The sequence below is a fragment of the Catenulispora sp. GP43 genome, from assembly GCF_041260665.1.
Taxonomy (GTDB): domain Bacteria; phylum Actinomycetota; class Actinomycetes; order Streptomycetales; family Catenulisporaceae; genus Catenulispora.
This window is the reverse complement of record NZ_JBGCCT010000011.1, coordinates 157,591-173,218: the sequence shown is the minus strand read 5'-3', so window position 1 is coordinate 173,218 and position 15,628 is coordinate 157,591. Positions and strand designations below refer to the sequence as shown.

At 70.1% G+C, this 15,628-nt stretch carries 17 protein-coding genes; 10 read left to right on the top strand and 7 right to left on the bottom strand.

Features of this window, described 5'->3' with window-relative positions; translation table 11 throughout:
- Nucleotides 1–15 precede the first annotated feature (15 nt).
- Nucleotides 16–1,167, bottom strand: coding sequence for a PucR family transcriptional regulator (locus ABH926_RS23565; RefSeq protein WP_370367886.1), 1,152 nt, complete (start codon nt 1,165–1,167; stop codon nt 16–18).
- 139 nt (nt 1,168–1,306) lie between these two features.
- Between ABH926_RS23565 and ABH926_RS23560 the strand changes: the two genes are divergently transcribed.
- Both ABH926_RS23560 and pruA read left to right on the top strand, forming a co-directional pair.
- Nucleotides 1,307–2,233 carry a proline dehydrogenase family protein gene (locus ABH926_RS23560; protein WP_370367885.1) on the top strand — a complete coding sequence of 309 codons (927 nt, stop codon included), beginning with the start codon at nt 1,307–1,309 and terminating at the stop codon, nt 2,231–2,233.
- 23 nt (nt 2,234–2,256) lie between these two features.
- Entirely contained in the window at nt 2,257–3,888 is a 1,632-nt protein-coding gene (gene pruA / locus ABH926_RS23555; RefSeq protein ID WP_370367884.1) for an L-glutamate gamma-semialdehyde dehydrogenase, read from the top strand.
- 59 nt (nt 3,889–3,947) lie between these two features.
- Here the strand turns inward: pruA and ABH926_RS23550 are convergent, their stop codons facing one another.
- A complete protein-coding gene (locus tag ABH926_RS23550) occupies nt 3,948–4,163 on the bottom strand; it encodes a zinc ribbon domain-containing protein (RefSeq protein WP_370367883.1) in 216 nt (71 codons plus the stop codon).
- Nucleotides 4,164–4,279: 116 nt separating this feature from the next.
- Between ABH926_RS23550 and ABH926_RS23545 the strand changes: the two genes are divergently transcribed.
- Nucleotides 4,280–5,554, top strand: a complete 1,275-nt coding sequence (locus ABH926_RS23545; protein ID WP_370367882.1) for a S8 family serine peptidase — start codon at nt 4,280–4,282, stop codon at nt 5,552–5,554.
- Between the two features lie 102 nt (nt 5,555–5,656).
- Nucleotides 5,657–6,349: a maleylpyruvate isomerase family mycothiol-dependent enzyme gene (locus ABH926_RS23540; RefSeq protein ID WP_370368018.1), complete on the top strand. Its 693-nt coding sequence runs from the start codon at nt 5,657–5,659 to the stop codon at nt 6,347–6,349.
- Between the two features lie 15 nt (nt 6,350–6,364).
- Here ABH926_RS23540 and ABH926_RS23535 read toward each other — a convergent pair whose 3' ends face one another.
- The 3 genes from ABH926_RS23535 to ABH926_RS23525 form a co-directional block, all read right to left on the bottom strand.
- The gene (locus tag ABH926_RS23535; RefSeq protein WP_370367881.1) at nt 6,365–6,913 is read right to left on the bottom strand and encodes a DUF1990 family protein; all 549 of its coding nucleotides are present in this window, start codon (nt 6,911–6,913) and stop codon (nt 6,365–6,367) included.
- A 25-nt stretch (nt 6,914–6,938) separates the two neighbouring features.
- Nucleotides 6,939–8,006, bottom strand: a complete 1,068-nt coding sequence (locus ABH926_RS23530) for an alpha/beta hydrolase (RefSeq protein WP_370367880.1) — start codon at nt 8,004–8,006, stop codon at nt 6,939–6,941.
- Between the two features lie 224 nt (nt 8,007–8,230).
- Nucleotides 8,231–9,106, bottom strand: a complete 876-nt coding sequence (locus ABH926_RS23525; protein ID WP_370367879.1) for a YihY/virulence factor BrkB family protein — start codon at nt 9,104–9,106, stop codon at nt 8,231–8,233.
- 118 nt (nt 9,107–9,224) lie between these two features.
- On the opposite strand from ABH926_RS23525, the gene ABH926_RS23520 reads away from it, so the two are divergent.
- Nucleotides 9,225–10,085, top strand: a complete 861-nt coding sequence (locus tag ABH926_RS23520; protein ID WP_370367878.1) for a DUF72 domain-containing protein — start codon at nt 9,225–9,227, stop codon at nt 10,083–10,085.
- Nucleotides 10,086–10,101: 16 nt separating this feature from the next.
- On the opposite strand, the gene ABH926_RS23515 is transcribed toward ABH926_RS23520, so the two are convergent.
- Nucleotides 10,102–10,800: a class I SAM-dependent methyltransferase gene (locus ABH926_RS23515; protein ID WP_370367877.1), complete on the bottom strand. Its 699-nt coding sequence runs from the start codon at nt 10,798–10,800 to the stop codon at nt 10,102–10,104.
- Nucleotides 10,801–10,809: 9 nt separating this feature from the next.
- Between ABH926_RS23515 and ABH926_RS23510 the strand changes: the two genes are divergently transcribed.
- Entirely contained in the window at nt 10,810–11,328 is a 519-nt protein-coding gene (locus tag ABH926_RS23510) for a MerR family DNA-binding transcriptional regulator (protein WP_370367876.1), read from the top strand.
- A gap of 22 nt (nt 11,329–11,350) precedes the next feature.
- On the opposite strand, the gene ABH926_RS23505 is transcribed toward ABH926_RS23510, so the two are convergent.
- Nucleotides 11,351–12,418 (bottom strand): hypothetical protein, encoded by a 1,068-nt coding sequence (locus ABH926_RS23505; protein WP_370367875.1) that lies wholly within the window; start codon nt 12,416–12,418, stop codon nt 11,351–11,353.
- Between ABH926_RS23505 and ABH926_RS23500 the strand changes: the two genes are divergently transcribed.
- From ABH926_RS23500 to ABH926_RS23485, 4 genes are all read left to right on the top strand, one after another.
- The gene (locus ABH926_RS23500; RefSeq protein ID WP_370367874.1) at nt 12,408–12,713 is read left to right on the top strand and encodes a hypothetical protein; all 306 of its coding nucleotides are present in this window, start codon (nt 12,408–12,410) and stop codon (nt 12,711–12,713) included. The genes ABH926_RS23505 and ABH926_RS23500 overlap by 11 nt on opposite strands.
- Before the next feature lie 170 nt (nt 12,714–12,883).
- Nucleotides 12,884–13,312, top strand: coding sequence for a hypothetical protein (locus ABH926_RS23495; protein WP_370367873.1), 429 nt, complete (start codon nt 12,884–12,886; stop codon nt 13,310–13,312).
- Between the two features lie 10 nt (nt 13,313–13,322).
- Complete coding sequence (locus tag ABH926_RS23490; RefSeq protein ID WP_370367872.1) at nt 13,323–14,486, top strand: cystathionine gamma-synthase; 1,164 nt, start codon at nt 13,323–13,325, stop codon at nt 14,484–14,486.
- Between the two features lie 236 nt (nt 14,487–14,722).
- Nucleotides 14,723–15,601: an EamA family transporter gene (locus ABH926_RS23485; RefSeq protein ID WP_370367871.1), complete on the top strand. Its 879-nt coding sequence runs from the start codon at nt 14,723–14,725 to the stop codon at nt 15,599–15,601.
- The last annotated feature ends 27 nt before the right edge of the window (nt 15,602–15,628 follow it).

Genomic DNA, 15,628 nt, shown 5'->3' with positions numbered 1-15,628 from the left:
CCGGCCCACTGAGCCTCACCCGCCCACCAGCGGAGCCAGCGACACCCCCAGGTGCAGCCGCAACCGGTCTCGACCGTCAGCCAGGTCGAGACCGGTGAGCCGTTCGATCTTCTCCAGCCGGTGGTAGAGCGTCTGCCGGTGGATGCTCAGCGCGGCAGCCGTCTGTTGTGCGCTTCCGGCGTGGTCGAGGTACGTCTGCACGGTGGCGAGCAGGTCCGGCTCGTCCAGAAGCCGCCGCACAGCGGGATCCACCACAGCGTCCCGCAGTTCCCGCTGCGGCCCGCAGGCTAGAAGCCGGTAGATTCCCAGATCCGTCCACACCGCCGTGGGCTGGAACGCCGGAACCGCCCGCCCTACCCGCACCGCGAGCCGCGCCTCACGCCAACTGGCCCGGGCCTCTGCCAGATCCTCGCGCGGCGCACCGATCCCCACTAGTACGTCGCCCCGGGCATCGCTGTCCAGGCGTTCTCTATAGAGCTCCAACGCACGCGCTGCGACATCGGCGACGGAGTGCGGTTCCGGAACCAGCAGGCTGATGTGATCCGTCTCCGGTGCCGCCAGGACGGATCGCGGAAGCCGCCACAGGTTGAGCGGCACGGACTGCCAGTCCTGGTCCCGCGTCTCCAGGACCACCACAGTGACCCTCCGGTCCCGGTCCACGAGGCCCAGCTCGGAGATCTCCTCCGCGGCCTGCTCCGCCACCGCGCGGTCGGGGGAGAGCAGGTTCTGGAGGCGTTCCTCCATCCGCTCCCTGACCCGCGCCTGTTGCGCCAACAGTGCTCCGGCGCGGGACGCCTCGTGCATAGCGCTGGCGAGCAGTGCGTCGTCCAGGTGACCGTCCTCGTCGAGCAGCCACACGTACCCGTACGTCACCCCGTTCCACCGCGCCGGCAGACACACCCGCGGCAGCACTCCGTGCTCGGGGTCCGCAGGCGTGCGCACCGGCCGGTCGCTGCGCGCGATCCCGAACCCCTCGAACCAGGCCCGCACCTCCGGCGTGGAGCGCCGCTGCAGGATCGAGCGCTGCCGGATCACGTCCAGGCCGCCGGACTGCGAGGCGAACGCCACCAGGTCGAAGTCCCGGTCCTCCAGCGTCGCCGAGGACGAGGCCAACTGGGAGACGAGGTCCACGAGGTCCTGCAGCTGATCGGTGGTCGGGGTCGCCATCAGACAAGTGTATGACGAAATCGGGCGATGATCGTGGCACCCGTCCGTATCCCCGGTGGACACGCCGATCTACGGTGGCCCCAACAGGCTCCACGACCGCTGCGCCACGAGGTGCGCCACCAGGAAAGACAGGCCCGCCATGCTCAGCCAAACGCTTCTCGCCGCGTCCCGCAGCGCCAAGATGCGCGGGGTGATCACCGGCTTCCCGCTGACCCGCCGGGTGGTCGACCGGTTCGTCGCGGGCGACAACCTGGACCAGGCCAGCCTGATCATCAGCGACCTGGTCGGCGAGGGCCTGGCGGTCACCGTGGACCGGCTCGGCGAGGACACCCTGGACGCCTCCGACGCCGCCGCCACCCGCGACGCCTACCTGGAGATGCTCAAGCGCTTCGCCGACCTGGGCATCGCGCACCGCACCGAGGTCTCGCTCAAGCTCTCCGCCCTGGGCCAGAAGCTGCCGAGGGACGCTGAGAAGATCGCCCTGGAGAACGCCATCGCGATCGCCGAGGCGGCGCGCGACGCCGGCACCACCATGACCCTGGACATGGAGGACCACACCACCGTCGACGCCACCCTGGGCGCCCTGCGCGAGCTGCGCGGCGACTTCCCGTGGGTGGGCGTGGCGATCCAGGCCGCGCTGTTCCGCACCGAGGGCGACATCACCGACCTGGCCACCGCCGGCTCCCGGGTCCGGCTGGTGAAGGGCGCCTACATGGAGCCCGCCTCGGTCGCGCACCAGGAGAAGCACGACGTCGACAAGGCGTACGTGCGCGCCATGAAGACCCTGATGCGGTCCTCGGCCTACCCGATGATCGCCAGCCACGACCAGCGCATGATCGACATCGCGCACGCGCTGATCGCCGAGACCGGCCGCGCGCAGGACGCCCAGGAGTTCCAGATGCTGCATGGCATCCGGACCACCGAGCAGCACAAGCTGGTCGCCGGCGGCGACACCATGCGCGTGTACGTGCCCTTCGGCGACGACTGGTACGGCTACTTCATGCGCCGCCTGGCCGAGCGCCCGGCCAACGTCATGTTCTTCCTGAACTCGCTCGTCAAGCGCTAGAAGAGGGGACCACCCGCACCGTCATGGATGCCATCACCCACACCCCCGCCCCGGTCAACGAGCCGGTCCGGAGCTACGCCCCGGGCTCGGCCGAGCGCGAGTCGCTGCAGCGCCGCGTCGCCGAGATCGCCTCCGAGCGCCACGAACTGCCGATGACGATCGCCGGCAAGCGCCGGATGGGCGCCGGCGAGAGCGTCGAGGTCGTCCAGCCGCACAACCACAAGCACGTGCTCGGCGACACCGCCAACGCCTCCGCGGCCGACGTCGCGGACGCCGTGGCGGCGGCCAAGGCGGCGGCGCCGGCCTGGCGCGAGCTGCCCTTCGACGAGCGCGCGGCGGTCATCCTGCGCGCCGCGGACCTGCTGGCCGGCCCCTGGCGGGACACCGTCAACGCCGCGACCCTGCTGGGCCAGTCGAAGTCGGCGCAGCAGGCGGAGATCGACAGCGCCTGCGAGCTGATCGACTTCTGGCGCTTCAACGTGCACTTCGCCCGGCAGATCCTGGCCGAGCAGCCGCCGGCCAACTCCGCCGGCGTCTGGAACCGCACCGACTACCGTCCGCTGGACGGCTTCGTCACCGCGATCACCCCGTTCAACTTCACCGCCATCGCCGGCAACCTGCCGACCGCGCCGGCGCTGATGGGCAACACCGTGGTGTGGAAGCCCTCGCCGACGCAGCAGCTGGCCGCGCAGTACACGATGGAGCTGCTGGAGGCCGCCGGGCTCCCGGCCGGCGTCATCAACCTGGTCACCGGCGACGGCCTGGCGGTCAGCGAGGTCGCGCTGAACGACCCGGAGTTCGGCGGTCTGCACTTCACTGGTTCCACCAAGACGTTCAAGACCCTGTGGCGCCAGACCGCGGAGAACCTGGACGTCTACCGCTCCTACCCGCGGATCGTGGGCGAGACCGGCGGCAAGGACTTCGTCGTCGCGCACCCCAGCGCGGACGCGGCCGCCCTGGTCACCGCACTGGTCCGGGGCGCGTTCGAGTACCAGGGGCAGAAGTGCTCCGCGGCCTCGCGCGCCTACATCCCGCGCTCCCTGTGGGAGTCCGGCGTGCGGGAGCAGCTGGCCGACGTCACCGGGACCATCACCTACGGCGACGTCACCGACTTCTCCTTCTTCGGCGGCGCGGTGATCGACCGGCGTGCCTTCACCAAGCACAGCGACCTGTTCGCGCGGGTCCGTGCGGAGGGCAAGGTCGAGATCCTCGCCGGCGCCACGGCGGACGACTCGCAGGGCTTCTTCGTGCAGCCGACGGTCCTGGTCGGCGAGGACCCGCACCACGAGATCTTCACCGACGAGTTCTTCGGCCCGATCCTCGCGGTGCACGTCTATGACGACGCGCGCTATAGCGAAGTCCTGGAGCTGGTCGACAGCTCGACTCCCTATGCGCTGACCGGCTCCGTGTTCGCTACGGACCGCGCGGCCGTGCAGGAGGCGCACAGCAAGCTGCGCTTCGCCGCCGGCAACTTCTACGTCAACGACAAGCCGACCGGCGCGGTCGTCGGGCAGCAGCCCTTCGGCGGCGGTCGGGCCTCCGGCACCAACGACAAGGCCGGCTCCGCGCAGAACCTGATGCGTTGGCTGAGTCCTCGCACGGTGAAGGAGACGTTCGTGCCGCCGGTCGACCACCGGTACCCGCACATGGGCTGACGGCCACCCTCAACCGCCAGCCCGCTGGTTGCTGCTCCTGGGGCGTTCCTAGGACGATCCTAAGAGCAGCAGCCGCCGCCGCAGCATCCGCCAGCGTTGCCGGATGCTGCGGCGGACTTGTTCGCGCCCCCGACGTTCACGGCTACTGCGGAGATGAGCTTGACGGTGTCGTCGTGGCCCGCGGGGCACACGGCGGGAGCGGACGCCTCGGACATCGGACGCGAGAGCTCGAAGGTGTCGCCACAGGCGCGACAGCGGTACTCGTAACGGGCCATGCGCCAAATCATAAGCGGTATGTGTTTTCCGCCTAGTGTCCTAGTGTCGGAAAAGGGTCTATTAAGATCTTCACAGAGGTTTGCGTTATCTGGTATGCCACGCGATGCTATTGCGCATGTCGCACCGCTTGGGGTTGCTCATGGGTGTCTGTGGCATGGCCGCTTTGGCGTTCATGCCGCCTACGGTGCGTGCGGATGACGCCGTGCCGAAGCCCGCTTCGCAATGGCCCCTCACGTACTTGAAGGCCGATCAGGTGTGGCAGCTCACCAAGGGCGCCGGCGTCACGGTCGGCCTGGTCGACTCTGGTGTCACCCCGCTCGGCGACACCCGCGACAACCTGCTCCCCGGTGCGGACTTCTCGCTCGGTCCGGACAGCACCGGCATCGCGCACGTCGACACCGACACGGACAGCCACGGCACCACGATGGCCGTCCTGATCGCCGGGACCGGGGCCGGCGACGGCCTGCACGGCCTGGCGCCCGAGGCGAAGATCCTGCCGGTGCGGATGCAGCAGGCGACCGGCTCGGACCCGGTCCACATCGCCGACGCCGTCAAGTTCGCGGTCGCCCAGCACGTCAAGGTGATCAACATGTCGCTCGGCACGGCGGACACGCCGGGCATGGCGGCCGCGGTGAAGCAGGCCGAGGCCGCGGACATCGTGGTGGTCGCCGCCGCCGGGAACTACGGGACACAGCACGTCATCATCCCGGCGGCCTATCCCGGTGTGGTGGCGGCCGGCGCGATCGACGACAGCGGTGCCCGGTGGTCGGGCTCGAGCTACGGACCGCAGGTCGCTCTTACGGCTCCCGGAGTGGGAATCCCTGTAGAGGACGCCAACGGTGTGCCGAAGACTACGAAGGGCACTAGTGAGGCCTCCGCTTATGTGACCGCCTCCGTCGCGTTGGTCCGTGCGATGCATCCTGACTGGACCGCGGGGCAGACCATCCGCGCTCTTCTGGCGTCCGCCACTAAGGCCGGCGGTGCTACAGGACTACAGCGCAACAACGCATATGGATACGGCATCGTCAATCCGCTGGGAGCGCTTAGCGTTGGCGCTCCGGTCGCGAAGGACAACCCGCTACTCCCCGGCACCGCTCCATTGGCCGCGTCGCTTCCCGCGGCGGCGCCGACGTCCGCCGCTCCGGCCTCCACGACGAGCAGCGCGGCCACATCGGCTTCTCCCGCGACGTCGACTCCGGGACATATGACCACCGCGGCCCTGAAGAACTCCACCAAGGCGGCGGCCGCGACCAAGAGCGGTCTGCTGTCGTCACGCCGGGACAAGGTCCTCGCTGCTTGTGCGGGGGCGGCGGTGCTCGGACTCCTGCTGTTGGCGCTGAACGGCTCGCTCAAGCGGAGGGCGCAGCGGAAAAACCGCGTGTGGCACTAAAGCGTGTTCCTAGGCAGGGCGCACAGTCAGTGGGAGAGTGAAGAAGTGGACCGCATTGCGCACTTCGAGAGGGAAACAACCGCTTTCCATCGCGCCGCCTTGATGGCCGCCCTGCCGGACGTCCCGCCGCCGGTACCGTCGTGTCCGGACTGGACCACCGTCGACCTGGTACGGCATCTGGGCCGCGTGCACCGGCTGGTGGACCACGTCATCGTGGAGCGGCTGGAGACACCGCCGCCGGACCGGCAGAAGCTGTTCACCGCGCCGGCCGAGGCCACCGCGGACGACCTGGCCGACTGGTTCGCCGAGGGCGCGATCGCGCTGGCCCGGACCTTCCGCTCGACCGATCCCGACACGGCCCTCTGGACCTGGGGCGAGTCGCAGACCGTCGGCTTCTGGCTGCGCGCACAGACCGTCGAGGCGGCCGTGCACCGGTGGGATCTGGAGGGCGCGATCGGTTCTCCCCAGCCTGTGGACGAAGAACTGGCGGCCGACGGCGTGGCGCATTTCCTCGAGGTTTTGGTGCCCCATCGCCGCGCCGTGAAGACGGCCCCGCCTATGGAAGGCGAGAGCTACCGCTTCCGCCAGACTGACGGTTCGGGTGTCTGGTCCGTCGCGCTGGAACCGGACGGTCCCCGGCCGCTGGGCGAAGACGAGCAGGCCGGCACCGATCTTGAGGGGACGGCTTCGGATCTCTTCCTGTTCCTCTGGCACCGCATTCCTGGAGACCCGCTTCTGGCCCGCGGGGATGCGAAAGCGCTACAGCGTTTCTTCGAATTGGTGCCGACGGTATAGAGGGCTATCGAGGTGCTATCGAGGGCTGACAGCCATCGCCAACAGGTACTTGTTCGTATAGCGGTTCTGGATTATTCGCGTAACGGGACCGCCTAAGCGCGAATACCAGAGAGCGGGCTGAGAGAACGCCATGACGGTGAACTCGACGAGCCCTTCTCCGCGCGTCACGTAGAAGGCTTCGCGTCCGCGTTCGGGATGCCCGGGCAACGTCTCATAGGCATACCCGGCATGGTCAGTGCTGTCGAAGTCCGCAGCGACGACACGGAACGGGGCACGCAGCGGGACCACTCCCGCGACCCGCGAGATCAGCCGTCCTTCGAGCCCGACCGAGGGGGCCGGCAGGGGAGCGAAACCGTCCTCGGCGTCGGGTGCGGTGGCGAACTCGAGCCGCATTCCGGCGCCGAGCTGCGGTCCCCAGGACTGGAGCATCGCCCTGGCGCGCTCGAAGGCGCGGTCCAAGGCCGCGTCCTGGGGGTCGAAGGAGTGCGCGAGCGGGATCGAGCGGCGGAAGGAGCGGTAGCCGTCAGGGGCCGGGCCGAGCGCGGCGTCTCCGGGATGGATCATGGATGCTCGCCGCCCGGCTCTCCGGTCAGCTCGCGCTCTGCGGCGTGGTCACCTCGTCGCCGCGCCCGAGGGCGATCAGCGCCAGGTTGCGCAGCGCGGTGTCCCCGGTGCGTAGGTAGTCGCTGTGGCCGCCATTGCCGGCGTCGAACAGCCGGGCGCCGAAGGCCGGGTCGACCGGGTCGTCGCCGAAGCCCACCGAGAAGCCCAGCAGGTCCACCTGGACGTGCGGGACGTCGGCGATGCCGTCGCTGGTCCCGCGGCCGGCCCACACCCGCGCCGTGGTGTCCAGGTCGGACACCGAGCCCACACCCATGCCCGGGGAGCCGAACACCGCGATGTCCGTCACCTTCACGTGCGGCGCGGCCTGGCCGCACAGCACCGAGCCGTAGCTGTGGCACAGCAGCGACACCGGCGCCTTGTTGATGGCGTGGATCTGGGCCAGGAACGCCCTCAGCGCCTTCGCGCCGGAGTCGGCGTGCCCGAGCGTGGCGATGTGCATGCTGTCCATGCTCGGCGGGTCGTAGCCGAGCCACCCGATGACCGCCAGCGAGTCCGGGCCGGCTCCGTCCACCATCGCCTGGTGGTACAGCGCCTCGGCGCCGACCCCGGGGCCCTTGGCGCTGTCGAAGTTGGACAGCGTGTTGCCGGCCCCCGGGACGACCACCGCGATCCGCTTGGCGTGCACCAGGTCGCCGACCACCTCGATGCCCCGGCCGTCGCCGGTGGGGTCGAAGGACAGGAAGTCACGCGTCGGAACCGCCAGGTTGCGCAGCGCGTGCGCCAGCGCCGGGTCCCCGCCGAACTCGGCCTCGTTGGCGGCCTTCGCCATCGCCGTACGGTTCAGGTCGTAGCGCTCGGTCAGGGTCGAGGCGCTGAGCGCGGGGAGCTTGGGCAGCGGGCTGTAGGCGATCGCCGCGTGCGCGGGACTGCTGGTGACCAGGGCGGCACTCAGCGCGATCGACACCGCGAGGGTCTTGCGCGGGATGCCGTGCGGCATGATCTTGCCGGGGCGAAGGTGATCGATCTGATTCCGCAGGACGCCGTGCGGGAACAAGGCGGACAGGCCGATGCGGGCAGAATCGAGCAGGCGCATCGCATCGGTTCCTTATGGCTTAGGTGGGATTCAGGCGATCCTACGCGATCCGCGGAGTGCCACGGGACCGGCTCGCTTGATCACTTCCCGCAGATCAGCCCCGTCGCCGCCCGGTATCCGCCTGGAGAAGATCCGGACTCGCCCAACGATCATCTGGTGTTGATCCGGGTTTGTCGAGGGTCGCCGGGCGTATATCCCAGTGCGACAAGTGAGGGACCGTCGGATCAGTCGAACAGCGAACGCGGCCAGGATCTGCGCGCCCGGACCACGTCGGTCGTGACGGCGATCATGGTCAGCCGGGCCTGGAGGTAAATCCAGGCCAGCAGGCCGAGGACCAGACCGAAGACCCCGTAGAGCGTCGAGGCGTGGCGCAGCTGGTGCGCGGCGATGAAGCCACCGAGGTATTGCAGGCCCTGCCAGAACAGCGTCGTGAGGATCGCGGCCAGGCGGAGGTCCTTGCCGGCCACCTCCGCCGCCGTCGCGGTGCGCATGCCCAGCCAGAACAGCAGCGCGGTGAGCACGAACGAGGCGGCCAGCAGGAGGACCCTCAAGCCCGCGCTGAAGTACTGGCCGCTGGCCCATTCGCCGAGCGCCGTCAGCGCGGTCGTGGACAGCACCCCCAGTCCCATCGTCCCGATGATTCCCAGGCTGCGCAGCCAGGACTGGGGGAATCCCGGCTGCCGGTCCTCCGGCACGCTCCAGAGCAGGTTCATCACGTACTGCGCGGCGTTGGCCAGCCCCAGCGAGCCGACGGCGGTGATGATGATGGAGATCACCAGCGCCACCCCGTTGCGCCCGAAGTCGTGGATGTTGTTCTTCAGCTGCTCGCCGATGACCGGGAAGTCGACGAGCGCGGAGTTCAGCACGTCCTGCTGCAGCTTCGGGTTCGAGCGCAGGACGACGCCCAGCACCGTGGTGAGGATGAGCAGCAGCGGGAACAGCGAGACGAACGCGAAGAAAGTGAGCATGGCGCCCAGGAAGCCGGCCTTCGCCGTCTGCAGTTCCCGGTACACGGCGACCGGGAAGGCCAGTGTGCGGTGCCGCTGCTGGAATCGGTCGACGCGGCGGGTTAAGACGCGCAGCCAGGACAAGAACGCCATGGCCCTCATATAAGCACTGGCGCACCTCTCGGCCGTCTACACCACGCTGACTCCCCGCGGAACGCCAGACGCATGTTCCGCGTCGGCCCCACCTGGGGCGTTCGCTAGGCTCGCAGCCATGAAACTGCACGTCGGCTGCGCGATGTGGACGCTGGGGCCGTGGCAGGGCCGGCTGGTCCCGCACCCGCTGCCGCCGCGCGAACGCCTCGCCGCGTACGCGACGTGGTGCAACGCGGTCGAGGGCAACACCACCTTCTACGCGACGCCGTCCCGCGCCACCGTCGAGATGTGGGCCGCGCAGGCCCCGGAGGACTTCCGCTTCCTGCTCAAGCTGCCGAAGCCGGTCACCCACGAGCGCCGCCTCGGCCCCGACGTCTTCGCCCCGGACGGCGCCCTGCGCACCTTCTTCACGGCCATCGAACCCCTCGGCCGCCACGCGGCGCTGTGGATCCAACTGCCGGCCGCCTTCGGGCCTACGGACCTGCCGACGCTCGCGGCGTTCCTCGGCCGGGTCCCGAAGGGCTATCGGTACGCGGTCGAGGTCCGCCACCCCGCCTTCTTCGGGGATCCGCGGGCGGAGAGGGACCTGGAGAAGCTGCTGACCGAGGCGGATGCCGAGTGGGTGCCGTTCGACACGGAGGTGCTCTACGCGACCCCGCCGACCAGCGACGCCGAGCGCGAGGCCTGGAGCAAGAAGCCGCGGCTGCCGCGCCGTACTCGAGCTCTGACTCGCTTCCCGGTGGTGCGCTACATCGGCCGTGACGACGCCGAGCTCACCGCCGAGGGCTGGCAGCCGTGGGCCGATATCGCCGCCGAGTGGCTGCGGGAAGGGCGCTCGCCGACTGTGTTCATCCACACCCCCGACAACGCCGACGCCCCGGTGTTGGCCCGGCGGTTCCATGAGGACGTACGGCGGAGGGTGCCGGAGGTGGAGGCTTTGGCGGAGCCGATGCCGGTGGGGCCGCCGACGTTGTTCTAGTTGTTCTAGTACGCGTCTAGTTTTTGTCTGGTCGGGTTGCGAGGACACAGACGGCCGGCGGGCTGAGTTCCAATGTCTCGGTACTGATGCGGTCGAAGCCAGCGCTGCGCAACAGGCTGCTGATCTCCTCGGCGGCTTTGCGGGCGGTGTCCGCGGTGGCGCCGGGGCAGCGGGGTTGAGCGACGATCGCGATGCGGCCGCTGCCGGGGGTGAGCCTCCGGCGGAGCTCGGTGAGCCGCTCGACCGGCGCCGGCCAGAACCCGAGGGAGTTGACGGCGAGGACGGCGTCGAAGGGGCCGTCGAGCATGTCAGGCAGCTGATCGACTGGCGCTTGGACCAGCGTGACCCGGCCGGCCCGGATGGCGGCCGCGTTGCGCCTGGAGGCCTGCCGGAGCATCACCGCCGAATGGTCGACGCCGTAGACGTGCCCCGCACCGCCGCGCACCAACTCCGCGACCGCGACCCCCGGCCCGAACCCGACCTCCAGAACCCGCTCGCCGGGCCCCACCCCGAGCACCGAGGCCACCCACCGGTTCCGCCGCTGATTCGAAGGCCGGTGCGCGAACATCCACCCCGACACACTCCGGGCCGCGCCCCGCGGATGGTGGCCCTGCCCGACGACGTCCCGGTCCAGCAGGCGCACCACGGCGATCCCGACCCGTCCGACCAGGTACTCGGCCGCGGCGGCCGCCAGCCGGGGCACAGCGCGTGGCACGCTTCCTTCATGGCGAGTTCTCATGGCCGGAAGTCAACGACTTCAAGGGCACTTGAAGTCAACAAGCCCGCCGCGGCCACCAAGCCCGCCGGCGACCTGCTGACCATCGGCGACCTGGCCCGCCGCACCGGCGTCAGCACCTCGGCCCTGCGCTACTACGAGGAGTTCGGCCTCCTCCCGGCCCCGGCCAGGATTTCCGGCCAGCGCCGCTACCCCGAATCGGCGACCCGCACCGTCGCCACCATCCTGCTCTACAGCGACGCCGGCTTCACCCTGGCCGAACAGAAGGCCCTGATGGCCGCGCGCACGGACGCGCCGGCTGAGTGGCGCCGTCTCGCCCGCCGCAAGCTCGCCGAACTCGACGAGCAGATTGCCCGCGCGCAGGCCGCGCGCGAGGCCGTCAGCCACGGCCTGCGGTGCCGGCACGAGGACGTCACGCAGTGCCCGAACTTCGCCGCGGGGGTCACGGCCCGGCTGGCCGGTCAGGCGTTGGCCGAGTCGCATCGGGAGCTGCATGCCGGCCGTTGAGGGCGGCCGGCATGCGGGCTGACTACTTGGTGGTGCAGGTGATCGAGGCGATCTTCATCGTGCTCGTGTCGAGGGTGACGGTGAACTTGCTGAGCTCCTGACCGGGCTGGTCCGGGTGCCAGTCCGGCCAGGTGACCATCTTCAAGGTCGTCGTGGAGCCGGCGGTGGTCGGCGTCGTACCGGCTGCCGTCTGCACCGCCCCGGGCACCTTGCTCGTGCACAGCAGCGGAACCGGGCCCGTTGCCGACCAAGTGGAGGCGAGGGCGGCGTCCGAGACGAAGTAGGGCTGTATGGCGGCCTTGGCGTCGACGCCGAGCGAGGTCTGGTCGGCGGCCGTGCGGTAGTACTCCATCAGCGCGTTCGCGTACTGCTCTGGGTGCGCGCTGTCAGCCGCCGGCGGCTTCGCGCTGCACGTAACGCGCGAGATCTTGGCCGAGCCGAGGTCGACCCCCAGCGCGCCGTTGAAACCCGTGCTGTTCGGCTCGGCCGGATCGGCGACAGTCTTGACCGGGCCGGGAGCGAAGTCCCACGTGCTGGCTGTGGAGGTCGTTCCGGTCAGGGCGACGATCCAGAAGTCCGGGACGTCCTGCGTGCAGGTCCGGATGTTGTAGTTCGCGCCGGCGGGCTGCCACGCGGCGAACGCGGGCGTGAAGTAGGACTTCGACTTGTCGTTGAGCACCGCGGTGTCCATGTTGGCCGTCGCGCCGTAGTAGCTCGCGATCGGCGCGATGCCCGGGAAGTCCGCGTCCTTCGGCGTCCCGCACGACACGCCCTTGATGACACCCGTGCTCGAATCGACCGTCACGGTGATCTCGCGGCCCCCGGCCTTCTCACCCTGGTAGAGCGCGACGGGGATGGTCGCCGTCCCGCCAGAGCCCTGCACCGCTCCGATGACGACGCCGTCGTACTTGGCCGTGCCGCAGTCCATCATCCGGTCGGATCCGGTGCCACCCGATCCCCAGAGGGCCGTCCTCGTCGTGGCGCTGTCGAAGTCGGCGGCGAGTTCCTTCGGATCGGGCGTCACCTGGAAGAGGTGCGGAGCCGGGGCGGTGACGCCTTCCCCGTAGACGGCAGCCACCTTGGCGCGCATCGTCTCCAGCTGGTCGGTGCTGAACGCGGCCGACGTGCCCGAAGCGCCCGACGTGGTGCCGGCCGACGGCGTGCCGGTCGCGGCGCCCGGCACCGTCGTGCTCGTCGAGCTTCCCGGCGCCGTCGGAGCGCCCCCCGATGCCCCGTTCGACGTGCTGCTGCAAGCCCCAAGGCTCGCTACCAACGACGCGGCGATCGCCGCGACCGCGGCTGTAGCGATGCGTGAGCGCATCTTTGTTCCCCTCCCGAATGACCAAGCTGTCGCCTGTATGACGCGCGCGGGGGCAGAAGGTTGATATGCGCGGCCGGCTATTTGAGCCGCGCGGGGCTACAGCATGCGTTCGGCAGTCGTCGCACGGTGCCGCAGCGCTGCGGCGGACATGAAGATCATTGTGTCGGAGTGCGATGTCTTGAAAAGTCAGTATCGTCCTTTTCGGGTGATACGACTGGGGCTCGGGAGGCGCCGATGGGTTCGCTGATCGCGGGAATGCTCGACGGGCTCGGCATACCGAGCGGTCTGGCCGGCGACACCACGCCCTACGTGCCCAGCGCTCCGGTGCAGATCGGCACGTCGGGGCCGCGCCACGGGGCGGCCGAGGCCGGGTCGTGGCAGGGGCTGCTCGCGATGTTCGCGCTGGTGCTGGTCCTGGGTGCCGCGGTGCTGCTGTACGTCGTGCGGCAGCGGACTCGGGTGCTGGCGCGGCGGCGGGTACGTCGGATGGGTGAAGCCGCCGCTCTGATGGCCGAGCTGGAGGCCGAGTTGGCGGCCGGGCTGGACGCGGGGCTGGACGCCGAGATGGAGACGCAGCCGGCGACCCGGCTGGCGCCCCAGCTGGAGACCGCGCCACCCCACACCACACACGCGACACACGGCCGCGCCGCCCCGAACGCGTAACCTAAGGCCCATGTCCGCATCTGACGCCCACGCCAACGCCGCCTTCGAGACCCTGGCCATCCACGCCGGCCAGGACCCGGACCCGCTGACCGGCGCCGTCGTCCCCCCGATCTACCAGGTCTCCACCTACAAACAGGATGGAGTCGGCGGCCTGCGGGGCGGCTACGAGTACTCGCGCAGCGCCAACCCGACCCGCAAGGCGCTGGAGGACTGTCTGGCCGCCGTGGAGGGCGGCCGGGTCGGTCTGGCCTTCGCCTCGGGTCTGGCCGCCGAGGACTGCCTGCTGCGGACCGTGTGCGTGCCCGGCGACCACGTCGTCATCCCGGCCGACGCCTACGGCGGCACCTTCCGCCTGTTCTCCAAGGTCCTGTCGCGGTGGGGTCTGGGGTGGACCGCCGCCAACATGTCCGACCCGGCCGCCGTGCGGGCCGCGGTGGTGCCTGGCAAGACCAAGGCGATCTGGGTCGAGACGCCCTCGAACCCGCTGCTGGGGGTCGCCGACATCGCGGCGCTGGCCGGGGTCGCGCACGAGACCGGGTCGCTGCTCGTGGTCGACAACACGTTCGCCACCCCCTACCTGCAGCAACCGCTGGCCCTCGGCGCCGACGTGGTCGTGCACTCCACCACCAAGTACATGGGCGGCCACTCCGACGTCGTCGGCGGCGCGCTGGTGGTGTCCGACGAGGAGTTGGGCGCGGAGCTGACCTACCACCAGAACGCGATGGGCGCCGTCGCCGGGCCCTTCGACGCCTGGCTGGTGCTGCGCGGCGTCAAGACCCTGGCGGTGCGCATGGACCGGCACTGCTCCAACGCCCAGCGCATCGCCGAGGCGCTGGCCGCGCACCCGAAGGTGACGGCCGTCCACTACCCGGGCCTGCCCGACGACCCCGGCCATGAGGTCGCGGCCAAGCAGATGTCCGGCTTCGGCGGCATGGTCTCCTTCCGGGTGGCCGGCGGCGAGCAGGAGGCGGTCGACCTGTGCGGCCGCACCGAGCTGTTCACCCTCGGGGAGTCGCTCGGCGGCGTCGAGTCGCTGATCGAGCACCCCGGCCGCATGACCCACGCCAGCGCCGCCGGCTCCCCGCTGGAGGTGCCGAACGACCTCGTCCGGCTCTCGGTCGGCATCGAGTCGGTCGACGATCTGCTGGCCGACCTCCTGCGCGCCCTGGGCTGACCGAGCCCTTCCCCGCAGCGCCGTTCAAGGGCCACTCGCATGCGAGTGGCCCTTGCTGTCGGACCCGGAGATCCCGCAGGCTGGCGACGTATGGTCAGGGGCGTGGAGGGATCAGGGCTATGACGATCGTTCCCGAACAGGGAGTCGCTCACTCGGACGGAGCAACGGGGCCGGCGCAGAAGGCGCCGAAGGCACAGCAGACGGATCAGGCTCGGCAGACGCCTCAGACGCAGCGCATGACGACGGCGGCCTGGGTCGCCCTCGGCGCGGTCTACTTCGTCTGGGGCTCCACCTACCTCGCGATCCGCTACGCCATCGAATCAATCCCGCCGCTGTCGTCCGCGGCGCTCCGCTTCAGCCTCGCCGGCCTGCTCCTCTGCGCCTTCCTCGCGATCCGCCGCGGCCCCTCGGCGCTGCGCGTCACCCGGGGGCAACTGGCCTCGGCCGCGTTGATCGGCACCCTGCTGCTGCTCGGCGGCAACGGCTTCGTGGTCCTGTCGGAGCAGTACATCCCCTCGGGCACCTCGGCGCTCCTGGTGGCATCCGTGCCGCTGTGGATCGTGGTGTGGCGGGCCGTGGCCAAGGACCGGCCCACCGCGCCGATGCTGGTCGGCGTGCTCATCGGCTTCGCCGGGCTGGTGGTGCTGATGCGGCCCGGCGGCGGTGGGGCGCACAACTACGTGCTCGGCGTCGTGCTCGTGCTCATCGCCTCGATCAGCTGGGCCTTCGGCTCGGTGGCGTCCAAGGTGTGGCTGACGCCGCCGAAGGACCCGTTCGTGGCGTCGGCGTACCAGATGGTGTTCGGCGGCATCGGCTGCGGCATCGCGGCGGCGCTGCACGGCGAGCACTTCCACCCCGGCGCGATCACCGCGACGTCCGTCTGGGCGACGGTTTATCTCGTCGGCGCGGGATCACTTGTGGCGTTCTCGTCCTATGTGTGGCTGTTGAAGAACGCGCCGATTTCCACAGTAGCAACATATGCATATGTGAACCCTGTTGTCGCCGTCGCACTTGGGGCGCTCTTCCTGAGCGAGACCATCACCGCCGCGGTGGTGGTCGGAGGCCTGATCGTGGTGCTCGGAGTGGCCGTGGTGATAGCCACGGAACGCAGGTGAGAGGCCGCCCGGTGAACGTCCGGGGCG

Excerpts from the sequence above, each read along its gene's own strand:
- ABH926_RS23525 (WP_370367879.1), bottom strand. The coding sequence starts at position 9,106 with ATGGCGTTCTTGTCCTGGCTGCGCGTCTTAACCCGCCGCGTCGACCGA.
- ABH926_RS23505 (WP_370367875.1), bottom strand. The coding sequence starts at position 12,418 with ATGCGCGCCAAGGTGGCTGCCGTCTACGGGGAAGGCGTCACCGCCCCG.
- ABH926_RS23495 (WP_370367873.1), top strand. The coding sequence starts at position 12,884 with ATGGGTTCGCTGATCGCGGGAATGCTCGACGGGCTCGGCATACCGAGC.
- ABH926_RS23535 (WP_370367881.1), bottom strand. The coding sequence starts at position 6,913 with ATGATCCATCCCGGAGACGCCGCGCTCGGCCCGGCCCCTGACGGCTAC.
- ABH926_RS23540 (WP_370368018.1), top strand. The coding sequence starts at position 5,657 with ATGGCCGCCCTGCCGGACGTCCCGCCGCCGGTACCGTCGTGTCCGGAC.
- ABH926_RS23520 (WP_370367878.1), top strand. The coding sequence starts at position 9,225 with ATGAAACTGCACGTCGGCTGCGCGATGTGGACGCTGGGGCCGTGGCAG.
- ABH926_RS23485 (WP_370367871.1), top strand. The coding sequence starts at position 14,723 with ATGACGACGGCGGCCTGGGTCGCCCTCGGCGCGGTCTACTTCGTCTGG.
- ABH926_RS23550 (WP_370367883.1), bottom strand. The coding sequence starts at position 4,163 with ATGGCCCGTTACGAGTACCGCTGTCGCGCCTGTGGCGACACCTTCGAG.
- ABH926_RS23490 (WP_370367872.1), top strand. The coding sequence starts at position 13,323 with ATGTCCGCATCTGACGCCCACGCCAACGCCGCCTTCGAGACCCTGGCC.
- ABH926_RS23565 (WP_370367886.1), bottom strand. The coding sequence starts at position 1,167 with ATGGCGACCCCGACCACCGATCAGCTGCAGGACCTCGTGGACCTCGTC.
- pruA (WP_370367884.1), top strand. The coding sequence starts at position 2,257 with ATGGATGCCATCACCCACACCCCCGCCCCGGTCAACGAGCCGGTCCGG.
- ABH926_RS23545 (WP_370367882.1), top strand. The coding sequence starts at position 4,280 with ATGTCGCACCGCTTGGGGTTGCTCATGGGTGTCTGTGGCATGGCCGCT.
- ABH926_RS23530 (WP_370367880.1), bottom strand. The coding sequence starts at position 8,006 with ATGCGCCTGCTCGATTCTGCCCGCATCGGCCTGTCCGCCTTGTTCCCG.
- ABH926_RS23560 (WP_370367885.1), top strand. The coding sequence starts at position 1,307 with ATGCTCAGCCAAACGCTTCTCGCCGCGTCCCGCAGCGCCAAGATGCGC.
- ABH926_RS23510 (WP_370367876.1), top strand. The coding sequence starts at position 10,810 with ATGGCGAGTTCTCATGGCCGGAAGTCAACGACTTCAAGGGCACTTGAA.